Genomic DNA, 18,141 nt, shown 5'->3' with positions numbered 1-18,141 from the left:
TATGAGGTAGTTAAATTGAAAATATATTTAAACCTAAAAGAAGAGCTTAAAAAAGAACCTTTTAAAGAGCTTGAATTTAATATTCCCATGAACGAGTTAGATTTGCCACAAGAGTATATCGTAAAAGAAGGGCAAAGTGTATCTGTAAAATTACATTTACTTAAAGACAAGGATGGCTATGTTATCACAGCTATCTTCAACACATCTATTTTAATGCACTGTGATAGATGTTTAACTGAATTTTCTCAAAAGTTTAATATTAGTGAAAGTATTTTATTTACAAAGAAACACCCAAAACATCAGGAACTTTCAGAGGCTGAGTTATACTCTGAATACTTAGAAGATGAAGAAAAATTTGATGTGTATGATTTTATCAGAGAGGAAATCCTTGTAAATACTCCGATGAAGCTACTTTGTAATGAAGATTGTAAAGGTTTGTGTCCTTACTGTGGAGCAGATAAGAACGCTACTCAGTGTGATTGTGAAGAGAAAATAAGAAGAAAGTTGTCTCCTTTTGCTAAATTAGAGTCTCTTAAATCTTAAATTTTTGATATAATATATTCTTTAAAATTGAAAAAAGGAGGCTTTTAATATGGCAGTACCTAAGAGGAAAAAATCTAAAGCAAAAACAGCTATGAGAAGAGCACAATGGAAATTAAAAATGCCCGGACTTTCTATCTGTCCTGAGTGTGGTCAGCCAAAAGCTCCTCACAGAGTTTGCTCTCACTGTGGATATTACAAAAACAAAGAGGTCATTGAGGTCGTATAAGTGTTTATAGCTTTAGATGCAATGGGAGGAGATTATGCTCCTCTCTGTAATATTAAAGGTGCAATAGAGTTTGCAAAAGAGTATAAAATAGGTGTATATTTAGTAGGAAAGAAAGAAGTTTTAGAAGAGGAAATAAAAAAAAATAATCTTTCAATAGAAAATCTTCCGATTCAAATCGTAGATGCTCCTGAAGTCATTGAAATGCACGAATCTCCATCCATAGCTCTAAGAAAAAAAAGAAACTCTTCTATGCATATTGCAGGTAAATTAGTCAGAGAAGGTAAAGCTCAGGCTTTTGTGTCTGCCGGAAATACCGGTGCTGCAATGAGCATAGGAAAGTTTATTATTGGAGCCGCAGAAGGAATTGAGAGACCGGGTATAGCAGTAGCATTTCCAAACAAAAAAGGAACAAGAACCGTACTAATTGATGTTGGTGCTAATGTAGACAGTAGACCAAGACATCTTTTATACTTTGCAGTAATGGGTCATACTTACGTAAAAGAAATCCTTAAAACATCTGATAATCCAAAAGTGGGAATTTTAAGCATCGGAGAGGAAGAAGGAAAAGGCAACGAGCTTGTAAAAGATACCTATCCACTGCTTAAAATGACAAAACTAAATTTTATTGGAAACGCAGAAGGTAGAGATATTTTCACCGGCGATTTTGATGTTATTGTTTGTGATGGATTTGTTGGGAATGTTGTATTAAAAACAAGTGAAAGCCTCGGAATGATTATTCTTGAAATGATAAAAGAAGAAGTAGAAAAAAGCATTATATCTAAAATTGGTGCAGCTTTAATTTTGCCTGCTTTAAAAAGATTTAAGAAAAAAGCAGATTTTACGGAATATGGCGGTGCTCCTTTGCTTGGCACTAAGGGAACATGTATAATAACTCATGGAAGAGCAGATGAAAAAGCTATAAAAAATGCATTACGATTTGCTTCTGAATTTGTAAATCACGATTTTAATAAAAAACTCCTTGAAAATATCAACACGCTAATTCCTCAAGAGTTGATAAAAGGAAAAGAAGAAGAAGTTTACGGAGAAAACAATGTCCAGTGAGATAAAAGGCATAGGAATGTATGTTCCTGAAAGAGTTTTAACTAACCATGATTTAGAAAAAATCCTTGATACATCGGATGAATGGATTACAACAAGGACCGGAATAAAAGAAAGAAGAATAGCGGATGAATGGGTTAAGGCAAGCGACCTTGCTTTTCGCGCATCAAAAGAAGCTATTGAAAATGCAGGAATAACTCCAAAGGACATAGACATTATAATTGTAGCAACGTCTACTCCGGACAATATATTTCCTTCTACGGCTTGTATATTAGCCGATAAACTTGGATGTAAAAATCCAATGGCTTTTGATTTTTCAGCTGCTTGTAGCGGCTTTATATATGGCATTACAATAGCAGATAGTTTTATAAAATCCGGGAAAGCTGAAAATGTTCTTGTAGTTGGAAGTGAAGTTTTTTCAAAAATAATCGATTGGACTGACAGGACAACTGCAGTACTATTTGGCGATGGTGCCGGAGCTGTTGTTATTTCCAAATCTAACTCTTCAAGCGATATTTTATCAACAGTGATGAAGTCTGATGGTTCATATGGTCATCTTTTACACTGTCAGGTTGGTGAGAAGCTGAGAATGCAAGGAAGAGAAACTTTTAAACAAGCTATTAAATCCATGGAAACTGCTTGCTTAAAAGCATTACAAAAAGCCGGGATAAATAAAGAAGATATTAAGTTAGTAATTCCTCATCAAGCTAACATAAGGATCATTCAAGCATTGGCTGAAAAATTAGAATTACCGTTAGAAAAGGTTTATAGCAATATTCATAGATACGGAAATACAAGTGCTGCATCCATTCCAATTGCTATGTATGAAGCTTACAAAGAAGGAAGATTCAACAAAGGAGATTATATTCTTTTAACTGCCTTTGGTGGTGGATTAACCTGGGGTGCAGCAGTAATTAGATTTTAAAGTATTTTTCAAAAACATTAGAATAAGAGATTTTTTATTTTCGTCGTTATCCGGCAACGTAGTGAAGGATCTAATTTTTTAATGTTTTTTGAAAAGAAAGAAAAAATAGATTTTTCGCCAGCTGCAGAGTGACATCTATAATAAACCTTTCTTATTGATCAATCTTTTCCTGTTATATGAAGGCTTTAGTCTTTTAAAATTCTATATTTTTCTCAAAATCCTCTGGCTTTAATGATTCTATCCATTCTTTTAGGTCTTCTTCATCAATTTTTTCTTTTTTGCCATTATTAGCTTCAGCTAAAACTTCTTCTGAAACCAATATTGGACATCCAGACCTTAGAGCAATGTTTATAGCATCGCTTGGACGTGCATCTATTTCAACAGTTCTACCTTCTTGGTCTTTTAAGATGATTGAAGCATAATAAGTGTTATCTTTTAAAGTATGGATTATTACATTTTCAACGGATGTTGAGAGCGAGTTTAAGATGTTTGTAAATAAGTCATAGGTTAGTGGTCTTGGATAGGTCATTGATTCTAAATATATAGCAATTGAGTTTGCTTCAAATACCCCAATCCAAATCGTTAGAATTTCATCATTTTCTTTACTTTTTAATAACAACACAGGCATGTTTGTTATTGGGTCTAATGTAATTCCTTGGACTTCCATCTCAACCATAATTAATCGCCTCCAATTATACTTCCTTCTAAGGAAAATCTATTTACTTTTTCAATTTTTACATCTACTAATTTTCCTAAATACTCCGGGCTTCCTTCAGCATAAACAAGTTTATTAGTCCTTGTTCTGCCTACTAACTTATTCTCTTGGTTTATCTCTTCTACCAAGATTTCAACTATTTTATCTTGATATTCAAGATTCTTTTTAAAAGTTATATCTTTTTGTAAATTTATCAAGTCATTTAAACGTTTTGAAAGCTCTTCTGGCGACTCTGTCATTGGTAAATCTGCTGCTGGAGTTCCTGGTCTTGGTGAATATTTAAATGCAAACACTTGGTCATACTCTACTTCTTTTATTACTTTAACTGTTTCTAAATAATCTTCGTAAGTTTCTCCTGGAAATCCAACTATGATATCAGTAGACAATGCTATATTTGGTATGTATTTTTTAAGCAATTCTATTTTTTGCAAGTACTCTTTTTGAGTATATCCTCTATCCATTGCTTGTAATATTCTGTCTGAACCTGCCTGTATTGGCAGATGTAAGGCTTCGCAGACTTGCGGCAGGTCTGCCATAACTTTTATAGTATCTTCATCTAAATCTTTTGGATGCCCTGTTGTAAATCTAATTCTTTCTACTCCATCAACCTCTGCCACAGCTTTTAAAAGCTCCCAAAACTTCACATCTCCAAAATCTTTTCCGTAAGCAGTAACATTTTGACCTATTAAATGGATTTCTTTAACTCCGTCTTCAACTAAGTATTGGACTTCTCTTAGAATATCGCCGATTCTTCTACTTCTTTCTCTACCTCTTGTTGTTGGAACTATACAGTAGGTACATTTTTTATCACATCCTCTAATTACAGTAACGAATGCTGTATATTTATTTTCTCTTACAGTTGGGAACCGGTCTAAAAGATTTTCGTTCTCGTCTATTTCTTCTAAAATTTCTATAGCTTTATTTCCACTTTTTGCTTCTTCTAAAAGATTTGGAAGATGGTGGATATTGGTTGTTCCAAAAACCATATCTATAAATGGTGCTTTTTGATAAATTTCGTATCCTGCCCTTTGTGCTAAACAACCACAAACGCCAATGACTGCATTTGGATTATGTTTTTTTACTTTTTTAAACTCTCCAAGTGCTGATAAAACTTTTTGGTCTGGTTTTTCTCTTACTGAACATGTATTTACAAGAATAACATCTGCTTCTTCCCAATTTTCAGTAGGTGTATATCCAAGAGTTTGTAAAATACCTGCCATTTTTTCTGAGTCATTTACATTCATCTGACATCCAAAAGTTTTTATGTAATACTTCATTTCCTACCTCTTTTGATTTTTTATTTTTATTTTACATAAACTTAAAATAATATAGAATGCTTTTAAACATATTCAAGATTTACATCGTTTCTAAAATCAACATCGCAATTTCTGCAGCCGGCGAAGAATCTCTTGTTTTTTCAAATCAAAAAATCAAAAGATGAGATCCTTCGGCTTTACAGCCTCAGGATGGCGAGGAAAATATTAATTAATAAGATTTTAAAGCACCTTACAGTCTAAACTTCCTTTAACCTTATAATTTCGCTTAAATTAACTATCTTCTCTACCAAACACTCTATTGTAGATATAATCTATGTTTTTTAAAAACTCGTTTACATCAAATATTTTGTCTAATTCTTCTTTTGACAAATAAGACATAACTTCTGGGTCTTGCAGTAAAGCGTCTTTAAACATTAAGTTTTCTGTATCCCATGCTTTCATTGCGTTTCTTTGAACTATATCATAAGCTTGGTCTCTCGATAGTCCTTTTTCTACAAGTGCTACTAAAACCTTAGAAGAGAAGTATAAACCTTTTGATTTATCCATGTTCTTTTTCATATTCTCTGGATATACAACCAAATCTTTCAGTACGTTGATAGTTAGATTTAAGATATAATCAAGAGCTATTGAACTGTCAGGCAGTATTACTCTTTCAACCGATGAATGGGATATATCCCTTTCATGCCATAGTGCTATATCTTCCATAGCAGGTAAGCTGTTTGACCTTATTACCCTTGCAAGCCCGGTAATTCTTTCACAGGTGATTGGATTTTTTTTATGTGGCATTGCTGATGAGCCACGCTGTCCTTTTTTAAATGGTTCTTGTGCTTCTAAAACTTCTGTTCTTTGCAAGTGTCTTATTTCAACGGCGATTTTTTCTAAAGATGATGCTGTTATTGCTAAAGCTGTCATATACTCTGCATGTCTGTCTCTTTGGATAACCTGATTTGCTACTGGTTCTGGTTTTAGATTAAGCTCTTTTAATGTAAGCTCTTCAAGCTCTGGCGGAATGTTAGAATAAGTTCCTACTGCTCCTGATATTGTTCCAACAGATATAACTTCTTTTGCATTTTCTAATCTTTTTTTGTTTCTTTTAAACTCTTCATACCATAATACAAATTTAAGCCCAAAGGTCATAGGCTCTGCATGGACTCCGTGAGTTCTTCCCATCATTACTGTATTTTTATACTTTAATGCATTTTCTTTTAAAACTTCTAAAAGTCTTTCAACATCTTTTATAAGCAAGTCTAAGCTTTCTCTCATGATTAATGCTAAAGCTGTATCAATAACATCAGATGATGTAAGTCCTAAGTGTATGTATCTTCCATTTTCTCCTACTTGCTCAGCCACCGCGCTAACAAAAGCAAGGACATCATGATTATAAACTTTATCAAGCTCGTTAATTCTCTCTAATGTTTCATCATCTATATGTGTTTTTTCTATGATTTCCTTTAACGCTTCATCCGGTATTTTTCCGAGTTTATTCCAAGCTTTACAAACCGCTATCTCTACATCTAACCATTTTTGAAATTTGTTTTTTTCACTCCATATATTTCCCATCTCTGGAAGGGTATATCTTTTTATCATTGTAGCTCCTCTTTTATGATTTTATTTACAAGCTGAGGGTTTGCTTTTCCTTTTGTTTCTTTCATTATCTGTCCGACTAAAAATCCAAGAATTTTTTCATTTCCTGATTTGTATTTTTCTACTTCTGCCGGGAATTTAGCAAGAGTATCTTTTACTATTTTTCTTATTTCATCTTCGTTTGAAATCTGTTTTAATCCTTTTTCTTCTACTATCTGTTTTGGTGATTTTTGTGTCTCAAATGCTATTTCAAACACATCTTTTGCAATCTTTCCTGAGATTGTGCCATCAGTAATTAACGATAAAAGTTCTGCCAAAGAGTTTGGAGAAATAGGAGAATTTTCTATTTCTAATCCTTTTTCGTTTAGCTTTCCAAGAAGTTCATTTAGTATCCAATTTGCTACAAGCTTTGGATTTTGTGGAAAGATTTCTATTACTTTTTCAAAATAGTTTGCTAAGGCTTTATCAGATGTTAACACTTCTGCGTCATATTCAGGAAGTCCAAGTTTTTCAATGTATCTGTGATATTTTTGGTCTGGAAGTTCTACAAGTGAGTTTTTAATCTGCTGGATTTCTTCGTCTTTTATTATTACTGGCAGTAAATCTGGGTCTGGGAAGTATCTGTAATCGTGTGCTTCTTCTTTTGTTCTCATGGTGTAGGTTTTTCCGGTATTTGGGTCAAACAATCTTGTCTCTTGAACTATTTTTTCTCCTTTTCTTAGAAGCTTAGACTGTCTTTCTATCTCATACTCTATTGCTTTTACAATAAATCTAAATGAGTTAATATTTTTTAGCTCTACCTTTGTGCCAAGCTTTTCAGAACCTTTTGGTTTTAAGGATATATTCACATCACATCTAAGCTGTCCTTTTTCCATATCTGCATCAGATACACCAAGATATCTCATGATGTTTCTTAATTTTTCTAAGTACTTTCTCGCCTCTTCTGCAGAGGATATATCCGGCTCAGTGACGATTTCCATCAGTGGAGTACCTGCTCTGTTTAAATCTACATAAGAAAAACTTCCCTCGTGTATTGTTTTTCCTGCGTCTTCTTCTATGTGTAATCTATGAATTCTAATTTTTTTAAATCCGTTTTCTGTTTTGATTTCTATGTATCCATCTGTTGCAAGTGGTTTGTCATACTGGGAAATCTGATAACCTTTTGGAAGGTCTGGATAAAAATAATTTTTTCTTGCCATGATAGAAAGGTTATGAACTTTGCAGTTTAACGCCAAAGCTGCTTTTATGGCAAACTCTATGGCTCTTTTGTTTATTACCGGTAGCGTCCCTGGATGTGCTAAGCAGACTGGACATACGTTAGTGTTAGGCTCGGCTCCAAACTCAACTTTACATCCACAAAACATTTTTGTTTGAGTGTTCATTTGAACATGGGTCTCAAGTCCTATAACAACGTCAAACTCTTTATCAATCAAAACTGCTGACTCCATCTTTTCAGCTCCTTATTTTTATTTTTTACCTGTCAATGGTGCTTTGATATTTTTTATAGCTCTATCTGCTGCAAATTTGTATCTTATGTCTTGTTTTGCTAATTTTTCTATTTCTGCTTTTATCTGCTTTTCAGCTTCATCTGATGCATTTTTATATCCAAGAACGTATGCAACAATGGCAACAAACGAAAACCCTATAAATTCAACTATTTTTCCTATGACCGGCAAAGTTTGCTGTAAAAATAAACCTCCAACAGCTAAAACAATTCCAACTCCAAGTATAATTTTCCAATACTTTAATAGAATATCTCCAAGCATTTCTTACTCCTAAGTGTTTTTTAGATAGCATATTATTATAGCATTCTTAAAATAAAGGTATTAGTCATACTATTTTTTGAAAATCTTTTGAATGGGAAATTAGGGATTTTTATAAGATTTAAAGTTGTTTTTTCATGGAGGTGTTCTGTTCTTTCTTGATTTTAAAAATAAATTCAGGACATTTTCAGGGATTTTTTTCTTTTGATAGATAGATGTTAGAAATCTTTGAGATGCTAATTTTTAGTATCTTTCTGTTTCAATTCCTTATAGGTAGGCTACAAACAATTGTCATTCTACAGCTAATGCAACGCTTACCAGACTTTCAATTCCTCATAGGTAGGCTACAAACAACTTACATCGTAGAAAAAGATAATAAAGCAGACGGGTTTCAATTCTTCATAGGTAGGCTACAAACCTCATCTACTCTAACAACTAATCAAATCCAAAAAGAGTTTCAATTCTTCATAGGTAGGCTACAAACTGAGAAATCAAGAAATGAACTATACTATCCAGATGTGTTTCAATTCCTCATAGGTAGGCTACAAACCAAAGGTTTTGGCAAAGAATATTCTTTGTTCTTTGTTGTTTCAATTCCTCATAGGTAGGCTACAAACCAAAGGCATTCCTGTGTCTGTAAGGCCGACCAAAAAGTTTCAATTCCTCATAGGTAGGCTACAAACCCACCTACTTGTCATACGTAAAGATTTTGTATTTTCGTTTCAATTCCTCATAGGTAGGCTACAAACCTACAGGTTAGAAATACCTTCGGTTAAACCTTCTTAGTTTCAATTCCTCATAGGTAGGCTACAAACCCGTCAACTTTTAACTCAAAAATAAATTCGTAAAAATCTTATTCAATTGCCAATGTGTAAAACATTATACCAAATTTTCAAAAAATCTGCAAGTTGAAGTTTTTTGCAGCAAACCTCGATATACAGAAAATATATTATTATATTTTATACTTTAACATCCCAGCACAAGCCAACCGCTTAAAACCACAAACTCAGAAGCCCGCTGCAAATACCACTCTTTAACTTCCCGATCTTAAAAAACTCTAAAATAAAAAATTCTAAATTTTCAAAAAATTTAAATACTAAAAATTTCAAAATTAAAAAGTCAAATTCAACAAGTACTTACAACTACTCTTCAAAAAATCCCTTTCAAATATTTACTACACAAGCTTAAATCAAACATCAAAAAAATAAAATCACATACCAACACCTTAGCTTCACTGACCGCCAAGTCATCTCACTAAGCCATCGCACAATCAAACAAAAATCACTAAGATATTGATAAACCAATTTCTAACGTCTCACATCTCACGTCTCACGTTTCACGTAAAATAAGCTTGTGCTGGCTTACCTATTCAATTGCCAAGGTACAGTTAAAATTTAAAAAGCTAATATAAATATACAAAAAAAATTTCTACCTGTCAAGCAGAAAAATAATATCTAAAAACATACACCAGCTGGGCATTGCTTATTTATGTGTGCTATAAATTCATCTTTGAATTTTTTTAAAGCATCCATTAATGCGTTTGGTGCAGAGTATCCAAGACCACATATAGACCCAACCGGTATGTTTCTTCCCAAGTGTTCAAGATATTGTAAATCTTTTTCTGTTGCTGTCCCTTCTTGAAATTTTTTAAGAATGTTTAAAAGTTCATAAGTTCCAATTCTGCATGGCGTACATTTTCCACAGCTTTCATGATGGAAAAACTCAGCTATTACAATTAAACTGTCTATGATACAATCATCTTCTGCAAGAACTATAGTTGTTCCTGTGCCACCAAAACCTTTCGGAGAGTAATCCATTGGAATGTCAAGGTCTCTTTCAGAGTATACGCCAAGTGCTCCTGCAAAAACAGCTTTAAATTTTTTTCCATCTTTCATTCCGCCGGCTATATCAATCAATTCTCTAAGTGTAATATCCATCGTAAGCTCATAAACACCGGGTTTGTTGACTTTTCCGCTAACAGGAAATAGTTTTGGTCCAAAATATCCTGCTGGTCCTATATTCATATAATAGCTTTCGTAAGTTACGATGATAGGAATGTTTGCCAATGTTTCAACGTTATTTACTACGGTAGGCTTTCCAAAAAGTCCTTCTGAAACTGGATATGGTGGTTTTAATCTTGGATGTCCTCTTTTTCCTTCTAAGCTTTCTATCAATGCTGTTTCTTCTCCGCAGATATATGCTCCTGCTCCTCTGTAAACGCTTATATCAAAAGAAAAATCTGTTCCAAGTATATTTTTTCCAAGAAAGCCTCTATCTCTTGCTTCTTTTATAGCATTTTCAAGGATTTTTGCTCCTGCCGGATATTCTCCTCTTATATAAATAAATCCTCTTTCTGCACCGATAGCATAGGCTGAAATAATCATACCTTCTATCAAAAGATGCGGGTCTCTTTCTATGATTATTCTATCTTTAAACGTTCCGGGCTCGCTTTCATCAGCATTACAAACTAAATATCTTGGCTTTGGGTTTGATATTGCAAAACGCCATTTTCTACCTGTTGGAAATCCTGCTCCACCTCTTCCTCTAAGGGTGCTTTCTTCTACAAGAACGATAATATCTTCCGGTGTAAATCTATTTAAAGCCTTTTTTAGTGCTGAGTATCCGCCGGTTGTAATATACTCTTCTATGTCTACAGTTCTTGGTTCTTTACATCTTCTAAGGAGTAAGTTTAAGCTGCTGTATGTATGAAAATTAGGTATATTTGGATAAGATTTCATTTAACTTTTCCTCAGTAATCTTTGTTCCATCGTATAAATCATCATCTATCATAAACGCCGGTGCAACGCTGCATGCACCTATACACTCAACAGTTTCTATGTAAAATCTACCGTTTTTACTTTCTTGATTTCTCTCTTCACCTGTTAGTTTTTCAAAAAGTTCTATAAGTTTTTTATATCCCATAATATGGCAAGGTAGATTTTTACAAACTCTAATATGATGCCTTGCATTTCTTTTAACTCTAAACATATCATAAAAAGTGATGATTCCTTCAATTTGATTTAAAGGAACTTCAAGATAGTTAGATAGTTCTAACATATGGTCTAAGGTTATGTCTCTATACTTAGAATATATTAAATGCAGTGCTTGTATGATAACCTGGTCTTTTGTCAAAAATTCGTTTTTATACTCTTCAATCTTATTTATTATGTCCGGTGATAGGTATGTATATTCCAAGCTGTTTCCTCAAAATTAATAAAACACTGTTTTATTATATCAAATTTTTCAGCCTATCATAAACTTCTTGGGGAGAGATGGATGTTAAACATTCAAATGTTTTATACTTACAGCTATTTTGTCCATGAAGTGAACAAGGTTGACATGGTAGGTTTTTAAAGATATAATCTCCTTCATCTTTTAATGGTGCAAATCCAAAGTATGGATGGGTTGAGCCGTATATCATCAAAACTTTAACACCAACAGCTCTTGACATGTGGGCTATGGCAGAGTCGTTGCTTACAGTTGCCAATCCTTGTGAGATTACAGCAATGGTTTCTCTTAGGCTTATTTTTCCTCTTAAATCTAAAACTTCTTTTGGATAGATACTTTTATCCATCTCTAAATCTTCTTTAGAACCAACTAAAACAACATTAAATCCATTTTCAAGTAAAATTTCTGATAGTTCTTTATAATACGGATAAACCTTGCTCTTATATCTTGCACCTGTTCCAAGAGATATAAATTTTTGTGGCAAAAAGGTTTTTACTTTTTCAACTTCTTGATTTGTGATAATTACTTTCGGTCTGTAATTTAAGTTTTCTATGCCAAGTGTTTTTAGCGGCTCAAGATATGCTTTTAAAACATTGAAGTTTGAGTCTAAAATCTTTAATCTTCTTTTTAAAGACTGTTTTTTATATCTTAGAATCTTTGGATTGTATCTCAGCTTTAAGAAAAATCCAATCAAAAAAGACCGTAGGTTAGAATGCAGGTCTAAAACATAATCGTATCTATCTAAGGATTTGGTGAAATTGTAAATATCTGAGATGCTTTTAAGCCTTGATTTATCGACAGCAATAAGATTTTTTATTCTATAATCTTTTTCAAACACATCGCTAAATGGTTTAAACGTCAAAAAATCTATATCGTAACCTTTCTCATATAAAGGGTCTAAAACGACAGAAGATAAAATAACATCTCCAAGAGATGAAAATCTTATCACTAAAATTTTTAGATCATTGTTTTTAATCTTTCTATCTCCTGTTTAAACTCTTCTACTATTGTTGGGTGGTTATACTTTCTTGCCTTTTCTATTCCTCTCTCGTATGTCTCTATAGCTTGCTCAATATCTCCAATGTTTATGTAGCATTGTGCCAACGTTCTGTATGCTGCTCCTTGGTCTTCGTACAAACTTAGATATTTTTTAAAGTATACGATAGCATCTTCATATAAACCTTGTTTGTATAACTCTAACGCTAACCCGTATAATCCAAGTGGGTTGTTTGGGTCTTTTTCTAATGCCTTTTTTAACTGCTCTATTCTGTCCACTTTGCTTCCTCGCTTATTTTAATGTATGGTTTTATTTTATCAAAGTTTTTTACCCATTTTAACTGATTTATATCTGTATAACCGCCTCTTATCTTTCTGTCTTCAATGATAAGCTCCGCTGTTTTTTCTCCAATGTAAGGAATTCTTTGAAGAGTGATAATATCTGCGGTGTTTATATCTATTTTTAAATCACTTTCTGTAAACTTTGGCTTTGGGTTTATGTTTATAGATTTTAAAGTTAATAGGAATAAAATTAACAATCCGATGATTAAGCTTTGAAATGATAAAAGCTTTTGGTTTATTTTCATAGTGCTTCTCTGCCTGTAATTGAAAATTCAAGCCCAAACTGTTTTTCTATAAACTCAAAATCTGACGATGTAATTCTAACTTCGTTATCAACTTTTTTAAGCTTAAATGGGTAGTTGTAGCCTAAGTAGTCCATATCTGCTAAGTAGTCTAATATATCCTCTTTTTTTATTGTTCCAAAATCTGGATTTTGATAAACTTCTACAAGATTTATAGCATTTTTTAAAGTATATTTTGCATAAAAAGACTCAATGTTTAACTCGTATAAAAAGCTAAAGATTTTATCATCTATAAGCTGAAGTTCTCCAAGGCTTGTTTTTAGTTTTTCTAAGTTCTGCTCAACGCTTTCAGAATATCCAAGCTCATCGATATAGTTTAAAAATAACTTTATGTCTGGCAGTGAATGATTTAATATATCTGTACCGGTGGAAGTTTTAGCCAAGCCTATGATTAATGGCTTATGCTCTAATTTGAAAATGTTGTAAAGTGTATAGAGATATTCATAATAAGCAAATTTTGAGACTGTGGCTTCTATATAATCTTTTCTTGGGCTTTCTAACTTTGTAAAAATTGATTTGATAATATCATCTCTTAAAAAATACAAATCTGTTTCTTTTATTTTTTCTATGTTTTCTTTAAAAAGCTCGTTAACGATAGTATTAATTTGACTTTCTACTTCATTATCGGTAAACCAATTAGAAAGTGGAAATGGTATGATAAATCTTGATGTGATTGTTCCGTCAAAGATTATGAAATTTGGTTTTTCTTTTTTGGCAAGATAAAGCAATGCTTTTGCTTCGCATAAAAACATAAAAAGAGTTGCTAAGGTTTTAACATGCTCTGTTTTTTTAATTACTGTTGGAAATATATCTCCAATTGTAAAACTGCTTATATTTTCACTGTTTGGATTTGTGTTTTCTGCATACCCGGCAAATACGATAAGGCTAAAGCCTAAGTAAGATTTTTGATAAAAAGACCCATCGGCTGCTAAATGGTGAATTGGTTTAGGATTTGGATTGTATGCTGTCCATTTTGATTTTATCTCTTCTTCATTTATTTTTTCTATATTCTGCTGTAAATACTCTCTAATTTTATCTTTCTTTTTTAAGATTTTTTCTAAAAGTTCAACTCTCATCTTTAGTGTCCTTGATTAGTATTTGAATGGCTTTATTTATTTTACATAAAAAATAAGTCTGTGTATAGGTAATACTGCAATAAAGATGTGAGATTTTTTATTGGCTTGAGAAGTGAAAGAAGATTGACAAAAGATGATGGACAAAAAATGTTTGGTAGGCTTCAATTCCTCATAGGTAGGCTACAAACTTATTAGAGACTTTTCAGAATAGATATATACTTTATATTTCAATTCCTCATAGGTAGGCTACAAACACACAAGATGAAATAAATAAAGTTAATATTGATAGGTATTTCAATTCCTCATAGGTAGGCTACAAACTAAATTTTAGAGTGTAAAAAATCAATCAATCAATCACATTTCAATTCCTCATAGGTAGGCTACAAACCCGTTAACTTTTAACTCAAAAACAAATTCGTAAAAACCTTATTCAATTGCCAATGTGTAAAACATTATACCAAATTTTTAAAAAATCCGCAAGTTGAAGTTTTTTGCAGCAAACCTCGATATACAGAAAATATATTATTATATTTTATCCTTTAACATCCAATCACAAGCCTACTGCTGAAGACCTAAAACTCAGAAAGGGGCGGAAAATATCACTCCTTAACTTCCCGATCTCAAAAAATTTTAAAATAAAAAATTACAAATTTTCAAAAAATTAAGTATTAAAAAATTTTCAAATTAAAAAGTCAAATTCAACAAATACTTAAAACCTCTCTTCAAATAATCCCTTTCAAGCCTAAACTACACAAGCTTAAATCAAACTTCAAAAAATAAAACCACTTTATCAATACCTTAGCTTCACTGATTTCTAAATCATCTCGCTAAGCATTCAAACAATCAAGCAAAAATCACTAAGATATTGATTAATAAACTTTCAACATCTCACTTCTCACGTCTCACGTTTCACGTTAAACAAGCTTGTGTGGGTAACCTATTCAATTGCCAAGGTACTTTTAAAAATTAAAAAGTTAATATAAATATACAAAAAAATTTTCACATGTCAAGCTTTTTGTGGAAACTGTTTCAAAAACCCACACTGTCATTCTGAACGAAGCAAAAAATCTCATGTTTTCTTTTCAAGTTAAAAATCAAAAGATAAGATCCCTTACGGCCTCAGGATGACGAGGAAAGGTAAATTAACAAAAATTTTGAAACACCCTCATTTCTCTGAGAGTATTATTTGGTTTAGCTCAAATATTTATCTTTATCTTACATAAGAACTACTGGAAAATATTTTTATATTGTTTTATAATAAAACATTGTTTTATTTTATCAGGAGGAGCTAAAATGCTAAGCTATGACGTTTTAATAGTTGGAGCTGGTGGAGCTGGATTAATGGCTGCACTTGAAGCAAGCAAAGCAAAGGATGTTAAAGTGGGAGTTATTACAAAAGTTTACCCAACAAGGTCTCACACAGGTGCAGCCCAAGGTGGAATTAATGCTGCTCTTGCAAACGTTGACCCATCAGATAGTCCAGAAGTTCATGCTTTTGATACTGTAAAAGGTAGTGATTATCTTGGAGACCAAGACGCTATAGAATTTATGTGTTATGAAGCTCCAAAAAGAATATACGAATTAGAGCACTTAGGAGTTCCATTTTCAAGATTGCCGGATGGAAGAATAGCACAAAGACCTTTTGGTGGTGCTGGATTTCCAAGAACATGCTATGCAGCAGATAAAACAGGACACGTAATTTTACATACATTATACGAACAATGCTTAAAAAATGATGTTGAATTTTTAAATGAATGGTTTGTAACAGAGTTGATCATAGATAACAACGAAGCCAAAGGTGTTATAGCTATAGATATAAGAAATGGTGAAGTGCATGCAATAAAAGCAAAAGCTATCATCTTTGCAACAGGTGGTTATGCAAGAGTTTATTGGGTAAGAAATACGAATGCTATAGGTTCAACCGGTGATGGAATGGCTATTTGCTACAGAGCGGGCATTCCGCTTAAAGATATGGAGTTTGTTCAGTTTCACCCAACAGGATTAAGGTCTACCGGTATACTTGTTACAGAGGGTGCAAGAGGTGAAGGTGGATACTTAATCAATAATAAAGGTGAAAGATTTATGGCAAGATATGCTCCACAAAAGATGGAGCTTGCTCCGAGGGACCTTGTCGCAAGAGCTATAGAGACAGAAATCCTTGAAGGTAGAGGTTGGGGTGAAGGAATGACGGCATACGTTCACCTTGACCTTAGACATCTTGGAGCTGAAAAAATCAAATCAAGACTTCCTCAGATTAGACAGTTGTGTATAGACTTTGAGGGTGTTGACCCAATAGAAGAGCCAATCCCGGTTAGACCAACAGCTCACTACTCTATGGGTGGCATTGATGTAAGAGACTATAAAACAAGTATGACAGGCGTCAATGGTGTGTTTGCAGTTGGTGAATGTGCATGTGTCTCCGTTCATGGGGCAAATAGACTTGGCGGAAACTCTTTACTTGACTTAGTAGTATTTGGAAAACCTGCTGGAGCTGCTGCAGTTGAGTATGCAAGAAGCAAATCAGCAGATAACTTTAACTTAAAAGCAGAAGAAGAAAGAGCAAGAAGAGAAATTGAACAACTTCTTAAAAAAGAAAGCAAAGAAAACATACATAACATCAGAATTGAGCTTGCTCAAACAATGTGGGATAAAGTTGGAATTTTTAGAGAAGAAAAACCAATGCTTGAAGCTATAGAAAAAATTAAAGAATTAAAAGAAAGATATAAACTCCTTGCTCCGGGTGACAGTGGAAGAATTTTCAATACAGCTCTTGTAAATTACATAGAGCTTGGATATCTCTTAGACCTTGCTGAGGTTATTGCAACAACAGCAGTACTAAGAAAAGAAAGCAGAGGTGCTCACGCAAGAAGAGATTACCCAAACAGAGATGACGAAAATTTCTTAAAACACAGCTTAGCTTACTACACACCGGAGGGTCCAAAAGTAGAATACTCTGAAGTAAAAATCACAAAATATCAACCACAAGAAAGAACTTATTAATATAAATCAAATGGTGGGCTTCACAGCTCACCTTTTTGTCTAATTGATTATCCAATATTAATTAAACTCAAAAATCAAAATCGTCATTCTACAGCCGGCAAAGAATCTTGACCTTAAAGATGTCATTCTGAGCAAAGCGAAGAATCTCCTGTTTTTTCAAATCAAAAAACCAAAAACGAGATCCTTCGGTCTTCGGCCTCGGGATGACAAGGAAAGGTAAATTTACAAAAATTTTGGAACACCCTTTACATCTGCTTGACAGATAGAAAATTTTTTTGATATACTTATTACATAATTTTTAATTTTTTAACTGTACCTTGGCAATTGAATAGGTTAGCCCGCACAAGCTTATATTACGTGAAACGTGAGACGTGAGAAGTGAGACGTTGGAGATTGGTTTATCAATATCTTAGCTATTTTTGTTTGATTTTGTGATAGTTTGGTGAGATGATTCAGCAGTCAGTGAAGCTAAGGTATTGGTAATGTGATTTTATTTTTTGAAGTTTGATTTGAGCTTGTGTAGTAAATATTCGAAAGAGATTTTTTGAAGAGTAGTTGTAAGTATTTGATGAGTTAAACTTTTTAATTTTGAAATTTTTAATACTTAATTTTTTGAGAATTTGTAATTTTTTATTTTAAAATTTTTCAAGATCGGGAAGTTAATCAGTGATATTTGCAGCGGGCTTCTGAGTTTGTGGTTTTCAGCGGTTGGTTTGTGATGGGATGTTAAAGGATAAAATATAATAATATATTTTCTGTATATCGAGGTTTGCTGCAAAAAACTTCAACTTGCAGGTTTTTTAAAAATTTGGTATAATGATTATCAGAATATTGATAGAGTAGGTTGTAAGCGATTTTATTTTTGAGTTAAAAGTTAACGGGTTACATCTGAACCGTGTGGGTTATAAAGTTCTTTTTTTTAAATTTCTATCATTTGTATATGAGGGTTACATCTGAACCGTGTGGGTTATAAAGATTCAGTTATAACAATTAAATTATTTGCCAGCTTGTGTTACATCTGAACCGTGTGGGTTATAAAGGAGGTTCGGCTCTGGGACTTTCTTTAAATAATAAGAGTTACATCTGAACCGTGTGGGTTATAAAG

At 32.9% G+C, this 18,141-nt stretch carries 16 protein-coding genes and 3 CRISPR repeat arrays; of the genes, 5 read left to right on the top strand and 11 right to left on the bottom strand.

Features of this window, described 5'->3' with window-relative positions:
• Positions 1 to 15 precede the first annotated feature (15 nt).
• From Q0929_RS03985 to Q0929_RS03970, 4 genes are read left to right on the top strand one after another with little or no spacing between them, the layout of a single operon-like run.
• Positions 16 to 543, top strand: coding sequence for a DUF177 domain-containing protein (locus Q0929_RS03985; protein ID WP_299228476.1), 528 nt, complete (start codon positions 16 to 18; stop codon positions 541 to 543).
• A gap of 49 nt (positions 544 to 592) precedes the next feature.
• Positions 593 to 769, top strand: a complete 177-nt coding sequence (gene rpmF / locus Q0929_RS03980) for a 50S ribosomal protein L32 (RefSeq protein ID WP_007547007.1) — start codon at positions 593 to 595, stop codon at positions 767 to 769.
• On the top strand, positions 770 to 1,831 hold the full coding sequence (plsX, locus tag Q0929_RS03975) for a phosphate acyltransferase PlsX (RefSeq protein WP_299238276.1): 1,062 nt from the start codon (positions 770 to 772) through the stop codon (positions 1,829 to 1,831).
• Positions 1,821 to 2,753 carry a beta-ketoacyl-ACP synthase III gene (locus Q0929_RS03970; RefSeq protein WP_299238275.1) on the top strand — a complete coding sequence of 311 codons (933 nt, stop codon included), beginning with the start codon at positions 1,821 to 1,823 and terminating at the stop codon, positions 2,751 to 2,753. Before plsX ends, Q0929_RS03970 begins: the two co-directional genes overlap by 11 nt.
• A 193-nt stretch (positions 2,754 to 2,946) precedes the next feature.
• On the opposite strand, the gene Q0929_RS03965 is transcribed toward Q0929_RS03970, so the two are convergent.
• The 11 genes from Q0929_RS03965 to Q0929_RS03915 all read right to left on the bottom strand — a co-directional run bounded on the left by Q0929_RS03965 (position 2,947) and on the right by Q0929_RS03915 (position 14,036).
• The gene (locus Q0929_RS03965) at positions 2,947 to 3,429 is read right to left on the bottom strand and encodes a bifunctional nuclease family protein (protein ID WP_299238274.1); all 483 of its coding nucleotides are present in this window, start codon (positions 3,427 to 3,429) and stop codon (positions 2,947 to 2,949) included.
• A 2-nt stretch (positions 3,430 to 3,431) separates the two neighbouring features.
• Positions 3,432 to 4,745: a tRNA (N6-isopentenyl adenosine(37)-C2)-methylthiotransferase MiaB gene (gene miaB / locus Q0929_RS03960; RefSeq protein ID WP_299238273.1), complete on the bottom strand. Its 1,314-nt coding sequence runs from the start codon at positions 4,743 to 4,745 to the stop codon at positions 3,432 to 3,434.
• 270 nt (positions 4,746 to 5,015) lie between these two features.
• Positions 5,016 to 6,332 (bottom strand): adenylosuccinate lyase, encoded by a 1,317-nt coding sequence (purB, locus tag Q0929_RS03955; RefSeq protein WP_299238272.1) that lies wholly within the window; start codon positions 6,330 to 6,332, stop codon positions 5,016 to 5,018.
• Positions 6,329 to 7,777 (bottom strand): Asp-tRNA(Asn)/Glu-tRNA(Gln) amidotransferase subunit GatB, encoded by a 1,449-nt coding sequence (gatB, locus tag Q0929_RS03950; protein WP_299238271.1) that lies wholly within the window; start codon positions 7,775 to 7,777, stop codon positions 6,329 to 6,331. Before gatB ends, purB begins: the two co-directional genes overlap by 4 nt.
• A gap of 18 nt (positions 7,778 to 7,795) precedes the next feature.
• The gene (locus tag Q0929_RS03945) at positions 7,796 to 8,095 is read right to left on the bottom strand and encodes a hypothetical protein (protein WP_299238270.1); all 300 of its coding nucleotides are present in this window, start codon (positions 8,093 to 8,095) and stop codon (positions 7,796 to 7,798) included.
• Positions 8,096 to 8,348: 253 nt separating this feature from the next.
• Positions 8,349 to 8,907: a CRISPR direct-repeat array (repeat unit 30 nt; unit sequence GTTTCAATTCCTCATAGGTAGGCTACAAAC).
• Positions 8,908 to 9,546: 639 nt separating this feature from the next.
• The gene (locus Q0929_RS03940) at positions 9,547 to 10,830 is read right to left on the bottom strand and encodes an NADH-ubiquinone oxidoreductase-F iron-sulfur binding region domain-containing protein (RefSeq protein ID WP_299238269.1); all 1,284 of its coding nucleotides are present in this window, start codon (positions 10,828 to 10,830) and stop codon (positions 9,547 to 9,549) included.
• On the bottom strand, positions 10,805 to 11,287 hold the full coding sequence (locus tag Q0929_RS03935) for an NAD(P)H-dependent oxidoreductase subunit E (RefSeq protein WP_299238268.1): 483 nt from the start codon (positions 11,285 to 11,287) through the stop codon (positions 10,805 to 10,807). The genes Q0929_RS03940 and Q0929_RS03935 overlap by 26 nt, the downstream gene beginning before the upstream one ends.
• A 34-nt stretch (positions 11,288 to 11,321) precedes the next feature.
• Complete coding sequence (locus Q0929_RS03930) at positions 11,322 to 12,269, bottom strand: glycosyltransferase family 9 protein (RefSeq protein WP_299238267.1); 948 nt, start codon at positions 12,267 to 12,269, stop codon at positions 11,322 to 11,324.
• A gap of 8 nt (positions 12,270 to 12,277) precedes the next feature.
• On the bottom strand, positions 12,278 to 12,595 hold the full coding sequence (locus Q0929_RS03925; RefSeq protein WP_299238266.1) for a tetratricopeptide repeat protein: 318 nt from the start codon (positions 12,593 to 12,595) through the stop codon (positions 12,278 to 12,280).
• On the bottom strand, positions 12,583 to 12,903 hold the full coding sequence (locus Q0929_RS03920) for a helix-hairpin-helix domain-containing protein (protein WP_299238265.1): 321 nt from the start codon (positions 12,901 to 12,903) through the stop codon (positions 12,583 to 12,585). The genes Q0929_RS03925 and Q0929_RS03920 overlap by 13 nt, the downstream gene beginning before the upstream one ends.
• A complete protein-coding gene (locus Q0929_RS03915; RefSeq protein WP_299238264.1) occupies positions 12,900 to 14,036 on the bottom strand; it encodes a DNA double-strand break repair nuclease NurA in 1,137 nt (378 codons plus the stop codon). Before Q0929_RS03915 ends, Q0929_RS03920 begins: the two co-directional genes overlap by 4 nt.
• A gap of 158 nt (positions 14,037 to 14,194) precedes the next feature.
• A CRISPR array of direct repeats spans positions 14,195 to 14,424; the repeat unit is 30 nt; unit sequence ATTTCAATTCCTCATAGGTAGGCTACAAAC.
• A 905-nt stretch (positions 14,425 to 15,329) separates the two neighbouring features.
• Between Q0929_RS03915 and sdhA the strand changes: the two genes are divergently transcribed.
• Positions 15,330 to 17,036 (top strand): succinate dehydrogenase flavoprotein subunit, encoded by a 1,707-nt coding sequence (sdhA, locus tag Q0929_RS03910; protein ID WP_299238263.1) that lies wholly within the window; start codon positions 15,330 to 15,332, stop codon positions 17,034 to 17,036.
• 879 nt (positions 17,037 to 17,915) lie between these two features.
• A CRISPR array of direct repeats spans positions 17,916 to 18,141; the repeat unit is 29 nt; unit sequence GTTACATCTGAACCGTGTGGGTTATAAAG.

The organism is Sulfurihydrogenibium sp., from assembly GCF_028276765.1.
Classification (GTDB): Bacteria; Aquificota; Aquificia; order Aquificales; family Hydrogenothermaceae; genus Sulfurihydrogenibium.
The sequence above is the reverse complement of the archived record's forward strand: the minus strand, read 5'-3'. Positions and strand labels throughout refer to the sequence as shown.

Coding starts and splice junctions, on each gene's coding strand:
- sdhA (WP_299238263.1), top strand. CDS start 15,330: ATGCTAAGCTATGACGTTTTAATAGTTGGAGCTGGTGGAGCTGGATTA.
- rpmF (WP_007547007.1), top strand. CDS start 593: ATGGCAGTACCTAAGAGGAAAAAATCTAAAGCAAAAACAGCTATGAGA.
- Q0929_RS03920 (WP_299238265.1), bottom strand. CDS start 12,903: ATGAAAATAAACCAAAAGCTTTTATCATTTCAAAGCTTAATCATCGGA.
- Q0929_RS03915 (WP_299238264.1), bottom strand. CDS start 14,036: ATGAGAGTTGAACTTTTAGAAAAAATCTTAAAAAAGAAAGATAAAATT.
- Q0929_RS03940 (WP_299238269.1), bottom strand. CDS start 10,830: ATGAAATCTTATCCAAATATACCTAATTTTCATACATACAGCAGCTTA.
- Q0929_RS03965 (WP_299238274.1), bottom strand. CDS start 3,429: ATGGTTGAGATGGAAGTCCAAGGAATTACATTAGACCCAATAACAAAC.
- Q0929_RS03970 (WP_299238275.1), top strand. CDS start 1,821: ATGTCCAGTGAGATAAAAGGCATAGGAATGTATGTTCCTGAAAGAGTT.
- miaB (WP_299238273.1), bottom strand. CDS start 4,745: ATGAAGTATTACATAAAAACTTTTGGATGTCAGATGAATGTAAATGAC.
- gatB (WP_299238271.1), bottom strand. CDS start 7,777: ATGGAGTCAGCAGTTTTGATTGATAAAGAGTTTGACGTTGTTATAGGA.
- purB (WP_299238272.1), bottom strand. CDS start 6,332: ATGATAAAAAGATATACCCTTCCAGAGATGGGAAATATATGGAGTGAA.
- Q0929_RS03945 (WP_299238270.1), bottom strand. CDS start 8,095: ATGCTTGGAGATATTCTATTAAAGTATTGGAAAATTATACTTGGAGTT.